Source organism: Streptomonospora salina, assembly GCF_014204715.1.
GTDB lineage: Bacteria > Actinomycetota > Actinomycetes > Streptosporangiales > Streptosporangiaceae > Streptomonospora > Streptomonospora salina.
Genome location: NZ_JACHLY010000001.1, coordinates 1,110,486 through 1,125,902 on the forward strand (window position 1 = coordinate 1,110,486; position 15,417 = coordinate 1,125,902).

Consider the following 15,417-nt stretch of genomic DNA (forward strand, 5'->3'; position numbering starts at 1 on the left):
AGCGCGGGCTCCGGCCCGGCTGGTGTGACGCCCCTCATCTAACAACAGACGCCGCAGGTGACACGCGGGCGGGGCGGCGGCGGGTCCCCGCATTCGCCGCCCGCCGCGGGGGTGAGTGCCGACGCCGCCGCGGCGGCGAACGCGCGGGGGCACAGCGCGGCCGCGCCTTCGGGCAGCGCCCCCAGCAGCGGCAGCCCCGAGACGTCGGCGATGTCGGCGAGGTTGCAGCGGGCGGCCGGGTCGGGGCGGGCGGGCCATCTGCCGATGACGGTGCCCGTGCAGCGCAGACCGCGGGCGGCGATCGCTTCGGCGGCCAGGGCGGTGTCGTTGAGGGTTCCCAGGCCGGCGCGGGCGACCAGCAGCAGCGGGGCGTCCAGCTCGGCGGCGACGTCGGCGAGCGTGTCGCCGCCGGCGTGCAGGCGCACGAGCAGGCCGCCGGCGCCCTCGACGAGCACGAGGCCGTGGTCGCGAGCCAGGGCGCGGGCGGCGCGGGCGGTGCCGGCGGCGCCGACGCCCGGCCGGCCCGCCCGCGCCGCGGCCGTGGCGGGTGCGAGGGGGTCGGGGTAGCGCTCCAGTTCGCACACGGCCGTGCCGGGGACCAGGCGGGCGACGGTGTCGGCGTCGCCGTCCTCGCCGGGCACCACCCCGGTCTGGGCGGGTTTGAGCATTGCCGCCCGGCCGGGGTGCAGCGCGGCCAGCGCGGCGGTGACCACGGTCTTTCCGACGCCGGTTCCGGTACCGGCCACGACGAGGATCACGTCCGCCCCCCGGCCAGGCTCGCGCGGGCGGCGGCGAGCACGCCCGCGGTGATCCGGGCGGTGTCGTCGCTGCTGCAGACGTAGGGCGGCATGGTGTAGATCAGGTCGCCGAAGGGACGCAGCCAGACTCCGGCGTCGAGCGCCGCGGCGGTGGCGGCTGCGGTGTCGACGGGCCGGTCGAGCTCGACGACGCCGATCGCGCCGAGCACACGCACGCCGGCGACGCCCGGCAGCTCGCGGGCGGGAGCGAGGCCGTCGGCGAGTTCGCCGGAGATGCGGGCGACCCGCCCGCGCCAGTCGCCGTCGGCGAGCAGCCCGACGGAGGCGGCCGCCACCGCGCACGCCAGGGGGTTGGCCATGAAGGTGGGGCCGTGGGCGAGGACGGGGACCTCGCCCCGGGCGATGCCCTGGGCGAGGCCGGCGGTGCACAGCGTGGCGGCCAGGGTCATGTACCCCCCGGTCAGCGCTTTGCCCAGGCACAGTACGTCGGGGACGACGCCGGCGTGGTCGGCGGCGAACAGTTCGCCGGTGCGGCCCAATCCGGTCGCGATCTCGTCGAAGACCAGCAGGACGCCGTGCCGTTCGGTGATGCGGCGCAGGTCGGCGAGGTAGGCGGGGTTGTGGAAGCGCATGCCGCCGGCGCCCTGCACGACGGGTTCGACGATGACGGCGGCGAGCTCGTCGGCGTGGTCGGCGATCAGCGCCTCCAGCCGGGCGGTGTAGCCGGGGTCGGGTGCGGTGCCGAAGCCGTCGGGCGGGCGTTCGGCGAAAACCTGGCGGGGCAGCACGTCGCCCCACAGGGTGTGCATGCCGCCGTCGGGGTCGCACACCGACATGGCGTGGAAGGTGTCGCCGTGGTACCCGCCGCGCCAGGTGAGCACGCGCCGCTTCTCCGGTCGGCCCGCCGACCGCTGGTACTGCAGGCACATCTTCAGTGCCACCTCCACCGACACCGAACCGGAGTCGGCGAGGAAGACGTGGCGCAGCGGTTCAGGCGTGATCCCGACCAGCGCCGCGGCGAGGCGGGCGGCGGGCTCGTGGGTGAGCCCGCCGAACATGACGTGGCTGAAGGCCGCGGTCTGGGTGCGCACCGCCTCGTCCAGGACGGGGTGGGCGTAGCCGTGGATCGCCGACCACCAGGACGACATGGCGTCGACGGCGTCGTACTCGGCGCCGGTCCGGGAGTCGGCCAGGCGCAGCCGGGTGCCGGCGGCGTCCAGCACGACGCGGGGCGTCTCGGCCGGGTCGATCGCGGAGTAGGGGTGCCACAGGTGCGCGCGGTCGACGCGTCCGATCCAGTCGACTCCGGTGCCGGGTTCGGGCACCGGAGCCGGTTGCGGGGCCGGGGGTCCGGGGGGCGGGCTGCGGTCGGTCATAGTCGGCGATGGTGCCGGGGACCCGCGGCGCGGCGGAAGGCGGATCGGTCCAGATTCCGGCGGCGGTTCTTTGTCGTTTTCCGCAGGTGACCACGGTGGCGCGTGCGTGTGACGGTGGCGTGGGCCCTCACACGGGCGGCCCGGCAGCCGGCCGGGCCGGTGCGGGCAGGAGGCGCGCCTGCCGCACAGGGCCGGAATCTGCGCAGCCCGGCCGCCGCGCCGACGGTGCCGCGGCAGCCGGGCGTGCGCGAGCGGGAATCCACAGCGAGGACGGCATGGGCGAGCACGACCCTTTCGCGCGGCTCCGCGCGGCGGCCGGCGAACGCGCCGCCGCGGGCCTGACACGGCGGCTGCGCCCCCGCGGTCCGCGGTCAGCGCCGCAGGCGGTGGATCTGGCCGGCAACGACTACCTCGGCTTCGCGGGCCACCCTGCGGTGGCCGAGGCCGCGGCCGCGGCTGCACGGCGCTGGGGCGCGGGCGCGACCGGGTCGCGCCTGGTCACCGGCGACACGCTGCTGCACCGCGAGCTGGAGGAGGAGCTGGCCGACTTCTGCGGTACCGAGTCCGCCCTGGTGTTCTCCTCGGGCTACACCGCCAACCTGGGCGTGGTCGCCGCGCTCGCCGACGGCTCGGCGGCGCTGGTGTGCGACCGCCGCAACCACGCCTCCCTCATCGACGCGGCGCGCCTGGCCAAGGCAAGCGGCGCACAGGTGCTGCTGTTCGACCACGCCGACACCGCCATGGCCGGGGCCGCCCTGTCCGGGGCCGCGCGTGAGCACCGGATCCTGCTCAGCGACACGGTGTTCTCGGTGGACGGCGACCTGGCCGACACCGCCGCACTGGCCCGGGTCTGCGCCGAGCACGGCGCCGCGCTGCTGGTCGACGACGCCCACGGCCTCGGTGTGGTGGGCGAAGGCGGCACGGGTGCGTTGACTGCGGCCGGCCTGGGCGGGGCTCCGGGGACGGCCGCGACGGTGACGCTGTCGAAGGCGCTGGGCGCCCAGGGCGGGGCGGTGCTGGGTCCGCAGCCGCTGATCCGCCACCTCGTCGAGACCGCGCGCACGTTCATCTTCGACACCGGGTTGGCGCCGCCCGCCGCCGGGGCGGCGCTGGAGGCGCTGCGGCTGCTGCGCGCCGAACCCGACCGGCCCCGCCGACTGCGCGCCCTGGCGCGGCGGATCTCGGCGGAGCTGTCGGGAGCCGGGTTGGCGGCGACCGCCCCGGACGCGGCGGTGGTGTCGGTCCTGGCGGACTCGCGCCGGCAGGCGGTCGCCTGGGCCGAGGCCTGCCGCGCCGCGGGGGTGGCCGTGGGGTGCTTCCGGCCGCCGTCGGTGCCCGACGGCCGGTCGCGGCTGCGGCTGACGGTGCGCGCCGATCTCACCGACGCGCAGGTGGACCGGGCGCTGCAGACCGTCGTCGATTCCCGGCCCCGCGGTCCGGGCGGACCGGACCTGCCGAGAGCGGACCGCTCCGGGTAGCCTTCGTGCTGTGGACAGCGGGCCGCCGCGCCGAGCGCCCAGTGCCGGGGGCCGGGCGGCCGCGGACACGCTGGGAACGGAAGGCAGAGCAAGCGGTGCGGATCCCCGAATCGACGTCCTCCCCACGGCTGAAGCCGGGGGATTCCAACCGGCGCGTGCACCGACCGGATCGGTGCTGCCTCGCGGGTTCCCGCCGGTTCCCGCTTCACAAACCGGCCGACGCACGACGTCTCCGCAGGCGGACACGGCATGGACCGCCGCGTTTCGCCGCTACGCGACCGCACGCCCGACTCCGCGGAGAAGCCCCGAAGCTCGGCTGCCGCAACACGCTCCGCCGCACCGGAAACACGTACGGTACCACGGAAAGTGATCGATGCGACGCACGCGGCTGACCCCATGGCTGAACCCTGGGAACTGCGCCGCTAGAAAGCCGATCAGCAGGCGGACGTGGATCGCCGGCGCAGGGGCTGCGGCCGTCGTGCTGGTGTGCGTCGCCGCCCTGCTGGTTCCGGCCACACGCGAAACCCTGCAGGACACCTGGTGTGCGCTCACCGGCCGGGGCTGCTCGCGGCTGGAGGACCCCAGCCGCCGCGACGCCGCCGAAGGTTCGGGCTGGCGCCGGCAGATCTCCCCCGCCGAGGCGGCGGCCTGGGGCAACTACGTCGCCCTGGGCGACTCCTACTCCTCGGGCGAGGGCGCCGGCGACTACATCGAGGGGACCGGCGACGAGGACGGCTGCCGCCGCTCGTCCCACGCCTATCCGGAACGTGTGGCCGACACCTTCGACTTCACCGGCGCGCTGGGCTTCTACGCCTGCAGCCGCCAGCGCGGCGCGTCGATGCTGGAGTCGCTGGAGGAGGCCGACTCGCAGATCGGGCAGGTGCGCCCGCACACGTCCCTGGTGACCCTCGGCATCGGCGGCAACGACCTCGGGTTCACCAAGGTGCTGCGGGCGTGCATGGTGCGGGTCCCGCTGATGGAGGCGACGGCCTGCCGCGACCAGGAGGAGGACGTCGCCGCGCGCATGGCCGAGTTCGACTCGACCCTCGACGACATCCTCCGCGAGGTCCGCGACCGCGCCCCGGACGCGCGCATCCTGGTGGTGGGCTACCCGCGGATCTTCCCTGCCGACCCGTCGGGGATGTACTACACGCTGGCCCCCGGCGACCAGGAATGGCTCAACGAGACGCTGCGGGACTTCAACACCCGCGTGCGTGAGAAGGTCGCCGACCTGGACGCCGAAATCGTCGAGGACGCCCAGACCGGCAGCGTCGAGTACGTGCGGATGGCGACGGCGATCGAGGGCCACGAGGTGGGCACCGACGAGCCGTGGCTCAACGGCGTGCTTCTGGGCGGGTTCGCCGAGGGGGTGGAGGTCGACCACGGGACGTTCCATCCCAACGCGCGCGGGCACGAGGCGTTCGCCCAGCGCGTCCTGCACCGGCTGAACGCGGGCCCCGACCGCAGGCTCTACGTCGCCGAGCAGACGCTGGACGAGGCCGGCGCCGAGATACTGGCCGACGAACTGGACTGACCGCCGCCGGGGGCCGGCCCCGCTCCCGGCGCACGGGTACGGGGCCGGCCGCCGGGCCGGATCGGGGCCCACGGGGGTCAGGACCGGGTCGCGCCCAGATCGGTCAGCACCGCCGCGACCTGGTCCAGGGCCCATTCCACGTCGTCGTCGGAGACCACCAGCGGCGGCGACAGCCGGAGCGTGGAGCCGTGCGTGTCCTTGACCAGGACCCCGCGCCGGGCGAGCAGTTCGCACAACCGCCGTCCGCTCGCCAGCTGCGGGGACACGTCGATGCCGGCCCACAGGCCGATGGAGCGCGTGGCGACCGCGCCCCGGCCCTCCAACTCCTTCAGCCGGGTGCGCAGCAGCTCGCCCAGCCGCCGGGCGTCGTCCAGATAGGGGCCTTCACGCAGCATGCGCACCACGGTGCCGCCGATCGCGCACGCCATGGGGTTGCCGCCGAAGGTGCTGCCGTGCTGGCCCGGGTGGACCACGCCCAGCACGTCCTCGTCGGCGACCATCGCCGACACGGGCATGATGCCGCCGCCCAGGGCCTTTCCGAACAGGTAGGCGTCGGGCACCACGCCGGAGTGTTCGCAGGCCCGCACCGTTCCGGTCCGACCCAGGCCCGACTGGACCTCGTCGGCGATCAGCAGCACGCGGTTGCGGTCGCACAGCTCGCGCAGGCGCGGCAGGTAGTCCGGCGGCGGGACGATCACTCCGGCCTCGCCCTGCACGGGTTCGACCAGCACGGCGGCGGTGGTGGAGTCGACGGCCGCCGCCGCCGCGTCGGCGTCGCCGTAGGGGACGGTGCGGAACCCGGGCGTGTAGGGCCCGTAGCCGCCGTAGGCGTCGGGGTCGTCGGAGAAGGAGACGATGGTGGTGGTGCGGCCGTGGAAGTTGCCGCCGGCCACGACGATGGTCGCCTCGCCGTCGGCGACGCCTTTCACGTCGTAGGCCCAGCGGCGGGCGACCTTGACAGCGGTCTCGACCGCTTCGGCGCCGGAGTTCATGGGGAGCACGCTGTCCTTGCCGGCGAGGGCGGCCAGGTCCGCGACGAAGGGGGCGAAGCGGTCGTGGTAGAAGGCGCGGCTGGTCAGGGTGACGCGATCCAGCTGCTGCTGCGCGACCGCGGCGAGCTCGGGATTGCGGTGGCCGAAGTTGACGGCGGAGTATCCGGCCAGGCAGTCGAGGTAGCGTCGCCCCTCGACGTCGGTCACCCATGCGCCCTCGCCTTCGGCGACGACGACGGGCAGGGGGTTGTAGTTGCGGGCGGAGTGGGCCTCGGCCAGCCGAATGTGCTCGGCGGTCGATGCGGCGGCGCCGGCGGGGTCTCCGCCGGCCTGCGGTCCCTGAGCGCGGGTCTCGCTCATCCAGGTTCCTCCGATCACCCTTGATCGATTAGCCGCTTCGTGGATACCCGTTCCCCTGCAGCGCGAAGCGCCCGATCCGGTGCCCGTGCGCCCCGAGAGGCGCGCGGGGCACCGGGCACCGCCCCTAAACCGACCCCGGCCTGCTGTGGCGCGCCCCATACGGGCATCATCGGTCGCCATGGCATTTCTCGGGTAGACCGCCGCTGGGGGAGCCACCGATGGAGACAGCCGAGCGCACAGAGCGCACAGTACGAGCCCGCCGCGCCGCGGCCGGTCCGAGCGGCCGCGCGCGGGCCGACGCCCGCCGCGACGGCGACCGCCGCCTCACGCTCGCGGGCCTGCTGCACGCCGTATCCGGGGCCGTGCCCGAGCGCACGGCGCTGGTCGCGGGCGGCCGCCGCACGACCTACGCCGAACTCGGCGCCCGCGCCGACCGCCTCGCCGCGCACCTGGCGGCGCGGGGGACGGCGCCGGGCGACCGCGTCGCCGTTCTCAGCCGCAACCGGGTGGAGTGGCTGGAAGCGTTCTTCGGCGTCCTGCGCGCCGGGGCGGTGCCGGTCAACCTGAACCAGCGCTACATCCGCGCCGAGCTGGAGCAGGTCCTGGACGACTCCGGCTGCACGGCGCTGATCGCCGAACGCTCGCACGCCGCCCGGCTGCTGGACGGCGGTCCGCGGCCGCCGCATCTGCGCCACGCCGTCCTCCTCGACGACGGCGCCCCGCCCGCCGCGTGGGAGAGCGGTTCCGGGGCCGCGCCGAGCTCCGCCGACTACACCCGGGCGCTCGCCGCGGGCGGCCCCGCGCCCGACCACACGCCCGACTCCGCCGACGACGCGCCGTACCTGCTCTACACCGGCGGAACGACCGGGCAGCCCAAAGGCGTGCTCTGGCGCCAAGCCGACCTGTTCCGCGCCGCGCTGGAGTGGCGCGGCCGCGGCCACCCGCGCGCCTCGGGGCCCGAGGAGGTCGCCCAGCGGGCGCGGGACCGCTCCGCGCGGCGGCTGCTCGTGCTGGGGCCGCTGATGCACGCCGCCGGGCAGTGGAACGCCCTGTCGGTGCTGTTCTCGGGCGGTACCGTGGTGCTGTCGGCCGACGCCGCGTTCGACGCCGAACGGGCCGTGGAACTTGCCGAAGCGGAACGGGTGCACGCCGTCCAGGTCGTCGGGGACACGATGGCGCGCCCGCTGGCCGAGCGCCTGTCCCGCCGGCCCGGCCGCTGCCCCGACCTGACCACCCTGACCTCCGGCGGCACCCCGCTGACCCCCGCCGTGCGGCGGATGTGGCGCGACTGGCGGTCCGACGTCGTGATCAAGGACAGCTACGGCGGCTCGGAGACCGGCGTGTGCGGCGCCGCCGGCGGTACGGGCGCGACCCGCTTCGCGATGGGCGCGAGCGTAGCGGTTCTCGACGAGGACCTGCGGCCGCTGCCGCCCGGTTCCGGACGCGTGGGCCGCATCGCCCGCACCGGCCGCATCCCGCTGGGCTACTACAACGACCCCGAAGCGACGGCCCGCGTCTTTCCCGTCGACCCCGACGGGCGGCGCTGGGTGCTCTCCGGCGACTACGGAACCGTCGACGAGGACGGCGCCGTCACCCTGCTGGGCCGCGGTTCCGCGGTCGTCAACACCGGAGGCGAGAAGGTGTTCGCCGAAGAGGTGGAGTCGGTGGTCAAATCCCACCCCGGCGTCGCCGACGCCGTCGTCGTGGGCGCGCCCGACACGGTCCTGGGCCGGCGCGTCGCGGCCGTGGTGGGCCCGGCCGAGGAGGGCGCCCCCGACGCCGCGCAGCTGCAGGCGTACTGCCGCGAGCACCTGGCGGGCTTCAAAGTGCCCCGGACCGTCCGCTTCGTCGACCGGGTGCAGCGCACAGCGGTGGGAAAGCAGGACTACCGCTGGGCGGCCGACGTCGTCGGAGGCGCCGCCGGCCCGCCGCGGGACGGCGGCGCGGCGGGGGCCGCCGAGACGCGGCCGTGACCGTATCCGAGAGGTGATGCCCGCGGGATCCCGAGCACCGCGCGGCGACGCTAGGGTCGGTGGGCATGGCTCCCCCGAAACTCGCTGACCGCTATCGGCTGCTTGAGCCGATCGGGCACGGCGGCATGGGCACCGTGTGGCGCGCTGAGGACGGCCTGCTGAACCGCCCCGTCGCGATCAAAGAAGTGCGCGTCGCTCCCGATCTGGAGCCCGAGAAGCGCGATGAACTGCTCGCCCGGACCATGCGCGAAGCCCGCATCTGCGCCGGTCTGAGTACGCATCCGGGGATCGTCACCATCCACGACATCGTCCAGGAGGGCGAGCGCCCCTGGATCGTGCTGGAGCTGGTCTCCGGGCGCGGGCTGGACCGGGTGGTGGCCGAAGAGGGCCCCCTCTCCCCTCGGCGCACGGCCGAGATCGGACGCCAGGTCTTCGCCGCTCTCGACACGGCCCACCGGGACGGTGTGGTGCACCGCGACGTCAAACCCGCCAACGTGCTGCTGCTGCCCGACGGGCGGGCGATGCTCTCCGATTTCGGCATCGCGGTCTCCGACGCCGAGGACACGCTCACGCTGACGGGCCGGCTGCCCGGCTCCCCCGGATACGTCTCGCCCGAGCGGCTGCGCGCCAACACCATGTCGCCTGCGGCCGACGTGTGGTCGCTGGGGGCGACGCTGTACTTCGCGGTCGAGGGCCGCTCGGCGTTCGAGCGCCCGACCGGAGCCGCGCGGCTGACCGCGCCGCTGGAGGAGCCGCCCGACCCGCCGCGGCGCGCCGGTGGGCTGCGGCCCGTCCTCAACGGGATGCTGCAGTCCGACCCCGAGCACCGGCTGGGCGGATCCGCGCTGGACGCGGCGCTGGCACGGGTGGTGGACACGTCGGATCCGGGCGATCCCGCCCCCACCCAGCTCGACGTTTCGGGCGGGCTGCCGGCGGTCGGCGGCGCCGGCCCGGCCGGTTCCGGCGCTCCCGCGGCAGGACCGGCGCGGGCGGCGCCGATGCCGCCCCCTTCCGCAGCGGCGCAGCCGAGTGTCGCCGCCCTCGGTCGGCGCGGCTGGACCCGGTTGCTGCTGTCGGTCGCGATCGGCCTGACCAGCCTGATCCTGGCGCCGTTACTGGTGGAGTTCCTGGCCAGCGTCCTCATCGGGGACTAGGCCGGCCGCCGGGCGGTGGCGGCCCCGCCCCGGCTGGACTCTCCCGGACCGGCCGGGGCGGCGCGTCCGCATCCCGCGAACCCTAGACTCAAGGCACTCCTCGCACCGGCCCCCGGGCCCTCCGGGTGCGGCCGGGCCCCGAACCACCCTTCCCGACCAGACGGAACCGGAGTCATGGCCAAGACAGTCGGCACGCACATAGTCAACGGTGTCCGCGGCGCCCTGATCGGCACGGCCGAAGCGGTGCCCGGTGTCAGCGGCGGCACCATCGCACTGATCGTGGGCATCTACGAAACGCTGATCACCTCGGCGGGCCATGTCGTCAGCGCGGTGCGCATCGGGGCCGTGGACCTGGCCAAGGGGCGGGGGCTGCGGCGCGCCGGCGCCGAGGCCGCCAAGGCCGAATGGGCCGCGGTCGTGGCGGTGCTGATCGGCATGGTCTGCGCCGTGCTGCTGGCTGCGTCGTTCCTGGCCCCGCTGGTCGAGCGGGAGGAGCAGCGCGCCTTCGGGTTCTTCTTCGGCCTGGTTCTGGCGTCGCTGGTGGTGCCCTACACCGCGTCCGGGCGCCCTTGGCGGGCCCGGCACTACCTGATGGCGCTGGCCGCCGCCGCGGTCGCGTTCGTGCTGACGGGCATGCCGCCCGCTCACGTCGACCCCCACCCGCTGGTCGTCATGGCGTCGGCCGCCGTGGCCATCTGCGCGCTGGTGCTGCCCGGCGTCTCGGGGTCGTTCATCCTGCTGACGCTCGGCCTCTACACCTCGACGATGGGGGCCGTCCACGACCGGGACCTCGGCTACCTCGGCATCTTCCTCGTCGGCGCGGTCATCGGACTGTCGCTGTTCGTCAAGCTGCTGCAGACACTGCTGGAGCGCCACCACCAGATCACCCTCGTGGTGCTGACCGGGCTGCTGGCCGGGTCGCTGCGGGCGCTGTGGCCCTGGCAGGACGGCGACCGCGCGCTCATGGCGCCCGAAGGCGACGTTCCGGTGACCGCGGCGCTCGCCGCAGCGGGCTTCGCGGTGGTCGCCGTGGTGATGCTGGCCGAGCGGCTGCTGCGCGGCGGCAGCGGGACCGGGCCCGCCGAGCCGTCCGGCGGGCCCGACCCGGCGCCGGCAGGCGACCCGGCCGAGCGCCGTTGACGCCGCACCGCCCGCCGCACCCGGCGGCGCCCCGGCCCGCCCGGGGCCGCCGGCGCCGTTCGTGACCTGTTCGGGGCCGGTTCGCCGCGAACACGGAATGTGGAAGGGCGCCCCGGCGGGTACGACGGCAACCGGGGGCCCGGCCCGCGCGCCGTGCCCCCGGCCGCCTCCGCCGGTCCGCCGTGCCCCGCACGTCCCGGCTCCCCGCGGAGGCCCGCGTCCCGACCGGCCCGCAGCAGCGAAGGAACGCACGTGAGGACCTGCAACATCCTGTCCATCGCCGGCAGCGACCCCAGCGGCGGCGCCGGCGTCCAGGCGGACCTGAAGACGTTCTCGGCCCTCGGCGGCTACGGCATGGCCGTCGTCACCGCGCTGACGGCCCAGTCGACGGCGGGTGTGGCGGGCGTGCAGGAGGTCCCGTCGGAGTTCGTCAGCAGCCAGCTCGACACGCTGCTGAACGACGCCCGAGTGGACGCGGTCAAGATCGGCATGCTGGCCGACACGGGCGTGATCCGCGCTGTGGTCAAGGCGCTGGACACCCACGAGCTGCCGCACGTCGTACTGGACCCGGTGATGGTGGCCAAGAGCGGCGACCGGCTGCTGTCGCCCGACGCGATCGAGGCCGTGCGCGCCGACCTGGTGCCGCGCGCCGACCTGATCACCCCCAATCTGCCCGAGGCCGCCGAGCTGCTCGGCGAGGAGGAGCGCCACGACCTCTCGGCGATGCGGGAGCAGGCCGGGCGGCTGGTGGAGCTGGGCGCCACCCGCGTGCTGCTCAAGGGCGGCCACCTCAGCGGGCAGAGCAGCACCGACCTGCTGGTCTCCCCCGACGGCGTGAGCGAGACGTTCTCGGCCGAGCGCATCGCCACCCGCAACACCCACGGCACCGGCTGCACCCTGTCCTCGGCGATCGCGGCGCTGCGACCGCAGCGGCGCGGCTTCTCCGAGGCGGTGCGCGAAGCCAAGGACTACCTCACCGAGGCGCTGCGCCACGCCGACGAGCTGGACGCGGGGCGCGGCAAGGGGCCGGTCCACCACTTCCACCGCTGGTGGCCCGCTGCCGAACGGCCCTGACCCTGTTCCACGGGCGCCGCGGCGGCCCTGCTCCACGGGCTCCGCGAAGGGCCCCGCTCCCGCGCCGCCGCGGGAACCCCGTGCGGCGGACGGCCGCTGCACGAGCCGAGGGGCGCCCCGCCGCTGCGGCGGGGCGCCCCTCGTATGTGCCTGCGGCGGCGGGGCCGGCGGTGTCGTGCCGGCCCCGCCGCGTGGCGTCAGGCGTCGTCGTAGACCTTGGGCATCGGGGCCTCGGGGTCCTTCCAGTTCGGGTTGTCGAAGTAGCGCCGGGTCTCGGCGGCGACCACACCGGACAGCAGCAGCAGCCCGATGAGGTTGGGCAGGGCCATCAGGCCGTTGGCGACGTCGCTGAAGGTCCAGATGAGGTCCAGCGGCACCGTGGCGCCCACGTAGACGACCGCTACGAAGACGATGCGGAAGGGCAGCACGCCCTTGCGGCCGACGAGGAAGTCGATGCAGCGCTCACCGTAGTAGGACCAGCCCACGATGGTGGTGAAGGCGAAGACCGCCACGGCGACGGCGACGCCGTAGGTGCCGATCGGCGCCAGCGACGGCGACAGTGTCGACAGCCCGTCGGCCAGCGCCTGGGAGGTCAGCAGCGATCCGTCCTCGGCGTCCTCGGCCTTCCAGGCACCGGTGACGATGATGACCATGCAGGTCATGGTGACCACGATGATGGTGTCGATGAAGGTCTGCGTCATCGACACCATGCCCTGGCGCACGGGCTGGTCGGTCTTGGCCGAGGCGGCGGCGATACCGCCGGTGCCCAGGCCGGACTCGTTGGAGAAGATGCCGCGGGCCACGCCCTGCTGGATGGCGAACAGCAGCGCCGAGCCGAGCAGGCCGCCGCTGGCCGAAGCGCCGGTGAAGGCGTCGGTGAAGACCAGCGCCAGGGCGCCGGGCAGGTCGCCGATGTTGATCACCAGCACCAGCAGGGACAGCGCGATGTAGAGCACGACCATGAGGGGCACCACCGCGGCGGCGAACCGGCCGATGCTCTTGATGCCGCCGATGATGACGGCGCCGGCGAGCACGACCAGGACGATGCCGGTGACCGGCTCGGGAACGTTCCACACGTCGCCCAGCTGCTGGGAGACGGTGTTGGCCTGGGTTCCGTTTCCGATGCCGAACGAGGCGATGGCGCCGAAGACCGCGAACGCGCCGCCCAGGACCAGGCCCAGCCCGCCGGGCAGGCCGCGGCGCAGGTAGAACATGGGGCCGCCGCTCTGCTCGCCGTGGGCGTCCTGGCGGCGGTACTTCACACCCAGCAGCGCCTCGCTGTACTTGGTGGCCATGCCGACGAGGCCGACGAGCCACATCCAGAACAGCGCGCCCGGGCCGCCGACGCCGATCGCCAGCGCGGCGCCCGCGATGTTGCCGACGCCCACCGTGGCGGCCAGTGCCGTGCTCAGCGCCTGGTAGTGGGAGATGTCGCCCTCGACCGAGTGGTGCTCCTTGCGGCGGAACAGCGCCAGCCACAGCGCGTGGAACAGCACCCGGAACTGCAGCAGCCGCAGCCGTACCGTCAGGAAGATGCCGGTGAAGAGCAAGAGGGGGATGAGGACGAACGGTCCCCACACCACGCTGGATATCTCACCGAGGATGTCCTCGAGTGCGGTCATGGACGACTCCCTGTCGTTCGGATCCGGGATTCCTGCCGACCGGCGCCTGCCTGCGTCGTGTGCGGTGCGGCCGGTCGGCAGCGAAGCGCGGCGCGTAGGTGCAGACGCGTGCCGACGCATGGACAGGGTCACACCGTCGCGTCACACCGCAATCACGGTTCCTCCACACACCGGTTGCGCCTGCGCGCACCCCGACTGATGTGACCTGCGTGTTTCAGGCGCCGTCCGCGCTACCGGAGGCCTGTTCGAGGGCCAGTGCCGACAACGCCGAGGCCGCCTCGGCGGGGTCGGCGCCCCGGCCGACGGCGATTCCCAGCAGGTAGGCGGTCACGGGCGCGGCGGGGCGCGCCACGGAATGCGCCGCGTCCTTGGCGAGGTCGAGGATGCGGTCGACGTCGGCCGTGCCGACCTCGTCGGTGAGCTCCAGTTCGGCGCAGACCTCCTGCGCCCATTCGACCAGTGTCATCGCGGCTCCTTCGCCGGCGGGACGGAATGCGGCAGAGGCCGATCATACGGGCGCGGGCGGGACCGGCGCAGGATCGGACGGGCGCCGGAGCACGGCGCGTCGCGTGCTGGGCGGCGCGGCGTCGACGGGGTGTGGGGCTGCGGTCCGCGCGGGTTCACACGGCGTGCCTAGCGTGGTGCTCAGGAGCAGTCGCGACGAACCGGAGAACCGCATGCGCCCGCTGCCTTCATCCCCCCGATCCCCGGCCCCCGACCCGGCCGTCGGCCCCGCCGACCTCCCCTCCCCCGGCGGCGACCGCCCGCTGCGCGTGGCGATCGTGACCGAGTCCTTCCTTCCGCAGGTGAACGGTGTCACCAACTCCGTGTGCCGGGTGGCCGAACATCTGCGCGCCCGCGGCCACGAAGCGCTCATCCTGGCGCCCGGGGCCGGCCCGACCTCCTACGCCGGGTTCCCGGTGGTGCGGCTGCCGAGCGTGCCGCTGCCGGTGTACCGCTCGTTCGCGCTGGGGCTGCCGGCGCCCCGGCTGCTGACGGCGGCCCTGCGCGCCTTCGCGCCCGATGTGGTGCACCTGGCTTCGCCGGCGGTGCTGGGCGGCGCGGCCGTGGACGCCGCCCGCCCGCTGGCCCTGCCGACGGTGGCCGTCTACCAGACCGACCTGCCCGGCTTCGCCGGCCGCTACGGCCTGCCGGGCGCGGAGGCGCTGTGGCCGATGCTGCGCCGGGTCCACGCGGCCGTGGACCGCACCCTCGTGCCGTCCTCGGCGACGCGGGCCGCGCTGGCCGAGCACGGGTTCCCCCGGCTGGGTCTGTGGCGGCGCGGCGTGGACGCCGAACGGTTCCACCCGCGCCACCGCGATCCCGCCTTGCGCCGCCGCCTGGCGCCGCAGGGCGGGGTTCTGGTCGGCTACGTCGGGCGGCTCTCCAAGGACAAGCGGGTGGATCTGCTCGCCCACGCGGCGCGGCTGCGCGGCGCGCGGCTGGTGGTGGTCGGCGACGGCCCCGAGCGGGAGCGGCTGCGCCGCAGGATCCCGTCGGCGGTGTTCGTCGGCCAGCGCACGGGCGAGGACCTGTCGCGCCTGTACGCGTCGCTGGACGTGTTCGTGCACACCGGCGCCGACGAGACGTTCTGCCAGACGGTGCAGGAGGCGCTGGCCTCGGGTGTCCCGGTGGCGGCGCCGGCGGCGGGCGGGCCGCTGGACCTCGTCGATCCCGAAACCAACGGTCTGCTCTACGCCGCGGACTCGGTGCGCGAGCTGCGCGTAGCGCTGGGGCGGATGATCCGCAACCCCGACCTGCGGGACCGCCTGGCGGCGGCCGCTCGGCCGTCGGTCGAGGCGCGGACCTGGGAGTCCGTGGGCGACGAGCTGCTCGGCCACTACCGCTCGGTGATCGGTCCCGCGGCCGCGTCGGCGCCCCGTGTTGCGCTGCGCGGCTGAATCGGGGTTACGCTGGCCCGCGGCGGGGTGCGGACTCGGCCCTTCCGCAATGACC

12 protein-coding genes are annotated in these 15,417 nt (G+C 75.0%); 7 read left to right on the forward strand and 5 right to left on the reverse strand.

Going from position 1 to position 15,417, the window contains the following annotated elements:
* Nucleotides 1-38: 38 nt before the first annotated feature.
* Entirely contained in the window at nt 39-755 is a 717-nt protein-coding gene (gene bioD / locus HNR25_RS05050) for a dethiobiotin synthase (RefSeq protein WP_184638856.1), read from the reverse strand.
* A complete protein-coding gene (locus HNR25_RS05055) occupies nt 755-2,134 on the reverse strand; it encodes an adenosylmethionine--8-amino-7-oxononanoate transaminase (protein ID WP_184633558.1) in 1,380 nt (459 codons plus the stop codon). The genes bioD and HNR25_RS05055 overlap by 1 nt, the downstream gene beginning before the upstream one ends.
* Before the next feature lie 275 nt (nt 2,135-2,409).
* Between HNR25_RS05055 and HNR25_RS05060 the strand changes: the two genes are divergently transcribed.
* Nucleotides 2,410-3,612 (forward strand): aminotransferase class I/II-fold pyridoxal phosphate-dependent enzyme, encoded by a 1,203-nt coding sequence (locus HNR25_RS05060; protein WP_246463520.1) that lies wholly within the window; start codon nt 2,410-2,412, stop codon nt 3,610-3,612.
* Nucleotides 3,613-3,985: 373 nt separating this feature from the next.
* On the forward strand, nt 3,986-5,146 hold the full coding sequence (locus HNR25_RS05065) for an SGNH/GDSL hydrolase family protein (protein WP_184633560.1): 1,161 nt from the start codon (nt 3,986-3,988) through the stop codon (nt 5,144-5,146).
* 77 nt (nt 5,147-5,223) lie between these two features.
* On the opposite strand, the gene rocD is transcribed toward HNR25_RS05065, so the two are convergent.
* Entirely contained in the window at nt 5,224-6,498 is a 1,275-nt protein-coding gene (gene rocD, locus HNR25_RS05070) for an ornithine--oxo-acid transaminase (protein ID WP_184633561.1), read from the reverse strand.
* Nucleotides 6,499-6,716: 218 nt separating this feature from the next.
* Between rocD and HNR25_RS05075 the strand changes: the two genes are divergently transcribed.
* From HNR25_RS05075 to thiD, 4 genes are all read left to right on the forward strand, one after another.
* A complete protein-coding gene (locus HNR25_RS05075) occupies nt 6,717-8,471 on the forward strand; it encodes an AMP-binding protein (protein ID WP_184633562.1) in 1,755 nt (584 codons plus the stop codon).
* Between the two features lie 65 nt (nt 8,472-8,536).
* Nucleotides 8,537-9,625 carry a serine/threonine-protein kinase gene (locus HNR25_RS05080; protein ID WP_184633563.1) on the forward strand — a complete coding sequence of 363 codons (1,089 nt, stop codon included), beginning with the start codon at nt 8,537-8,539 and terminating at the stop codon, nt 9,623-9,625.
* A gap of 174 nt (nt 9,626-9,799) precedes the next feature.
* Nucleotides 9,800-10,765 carry a DUF368 domain-containing protein gene (locus HNR25_RS05085; RefSeq protein ID WP_184633564.1) on the forward strand — a complete coding sequence of 322 codons (966 nt, stop codon included), beginning with the start codon at nt 9,800-9,802 and terminating at the stop codon, nt 10,763-10,765.
* A gap of 252 nt (nt 10,766-11,017) precedes the next feature.
* Nucleotides 11,018-11,839: a bifunctional hydroxymethylpyrimidine kinase/phosphomethylpyrimidine kinase gene (gene thiD / locus HNR25_RS05090; protein ID WP_184633565.1), complete on the forward strand. Its 822-nt coding sequence runs from the start codon at nt 11,018-11,020 to the stop codon at nt 11,837-11,839.
* A 197-nt stretch (nt 11,840-12,036) separates the two neighbouring features.
* Here thiD and HNR25_RS05095 read toward each other — a convergent pair whose 3' ends face one another.
* Nucleotides 12,037-13,461 (reverse strand): alanine/glycine:cation symporter family protein, encoded by a 1,425-nt coding sequence (locus HNR25_RS05095; protein ID WP_184633566.1) that lies wholly within the window; start codon nt 13,459-13,461, stop codon nt 12,037-12,039.
* Nucleotides 13,462-13,675: 214 nt separating this feature from the next.
* Nucleotides 13,676-13,927, reverse strand: coding sequence for a DUF6457 domain-containing protein (locus HNR25_RS05100; RefSeq protein ID WP_184633567.1), 252 nt, complete (start codon nt 13,925-13,927; stop codon nt 13,676-13,678).
* Between the two features lie 175 nt (nt 13,928-14,102).
* On the opposite strand from HNR25_RS05100, the gene HNR25_RS05105 reads away from it, so the two are divergent.
* Nucleotides 14,103-15,362: a glycosyltransferase family 4 protein gene (locus HNR25_RS05105; RefSeq protein ID WP_312862371.1), complete on the forward strand. Its 1,260-nt coding sequence runs from the start codon at nt 14,103-14,105 to the stop codon at nt 15,360-15,362.
* Nucleotides 15,363-15,417 lie beyond the last annotated feature (55 nt).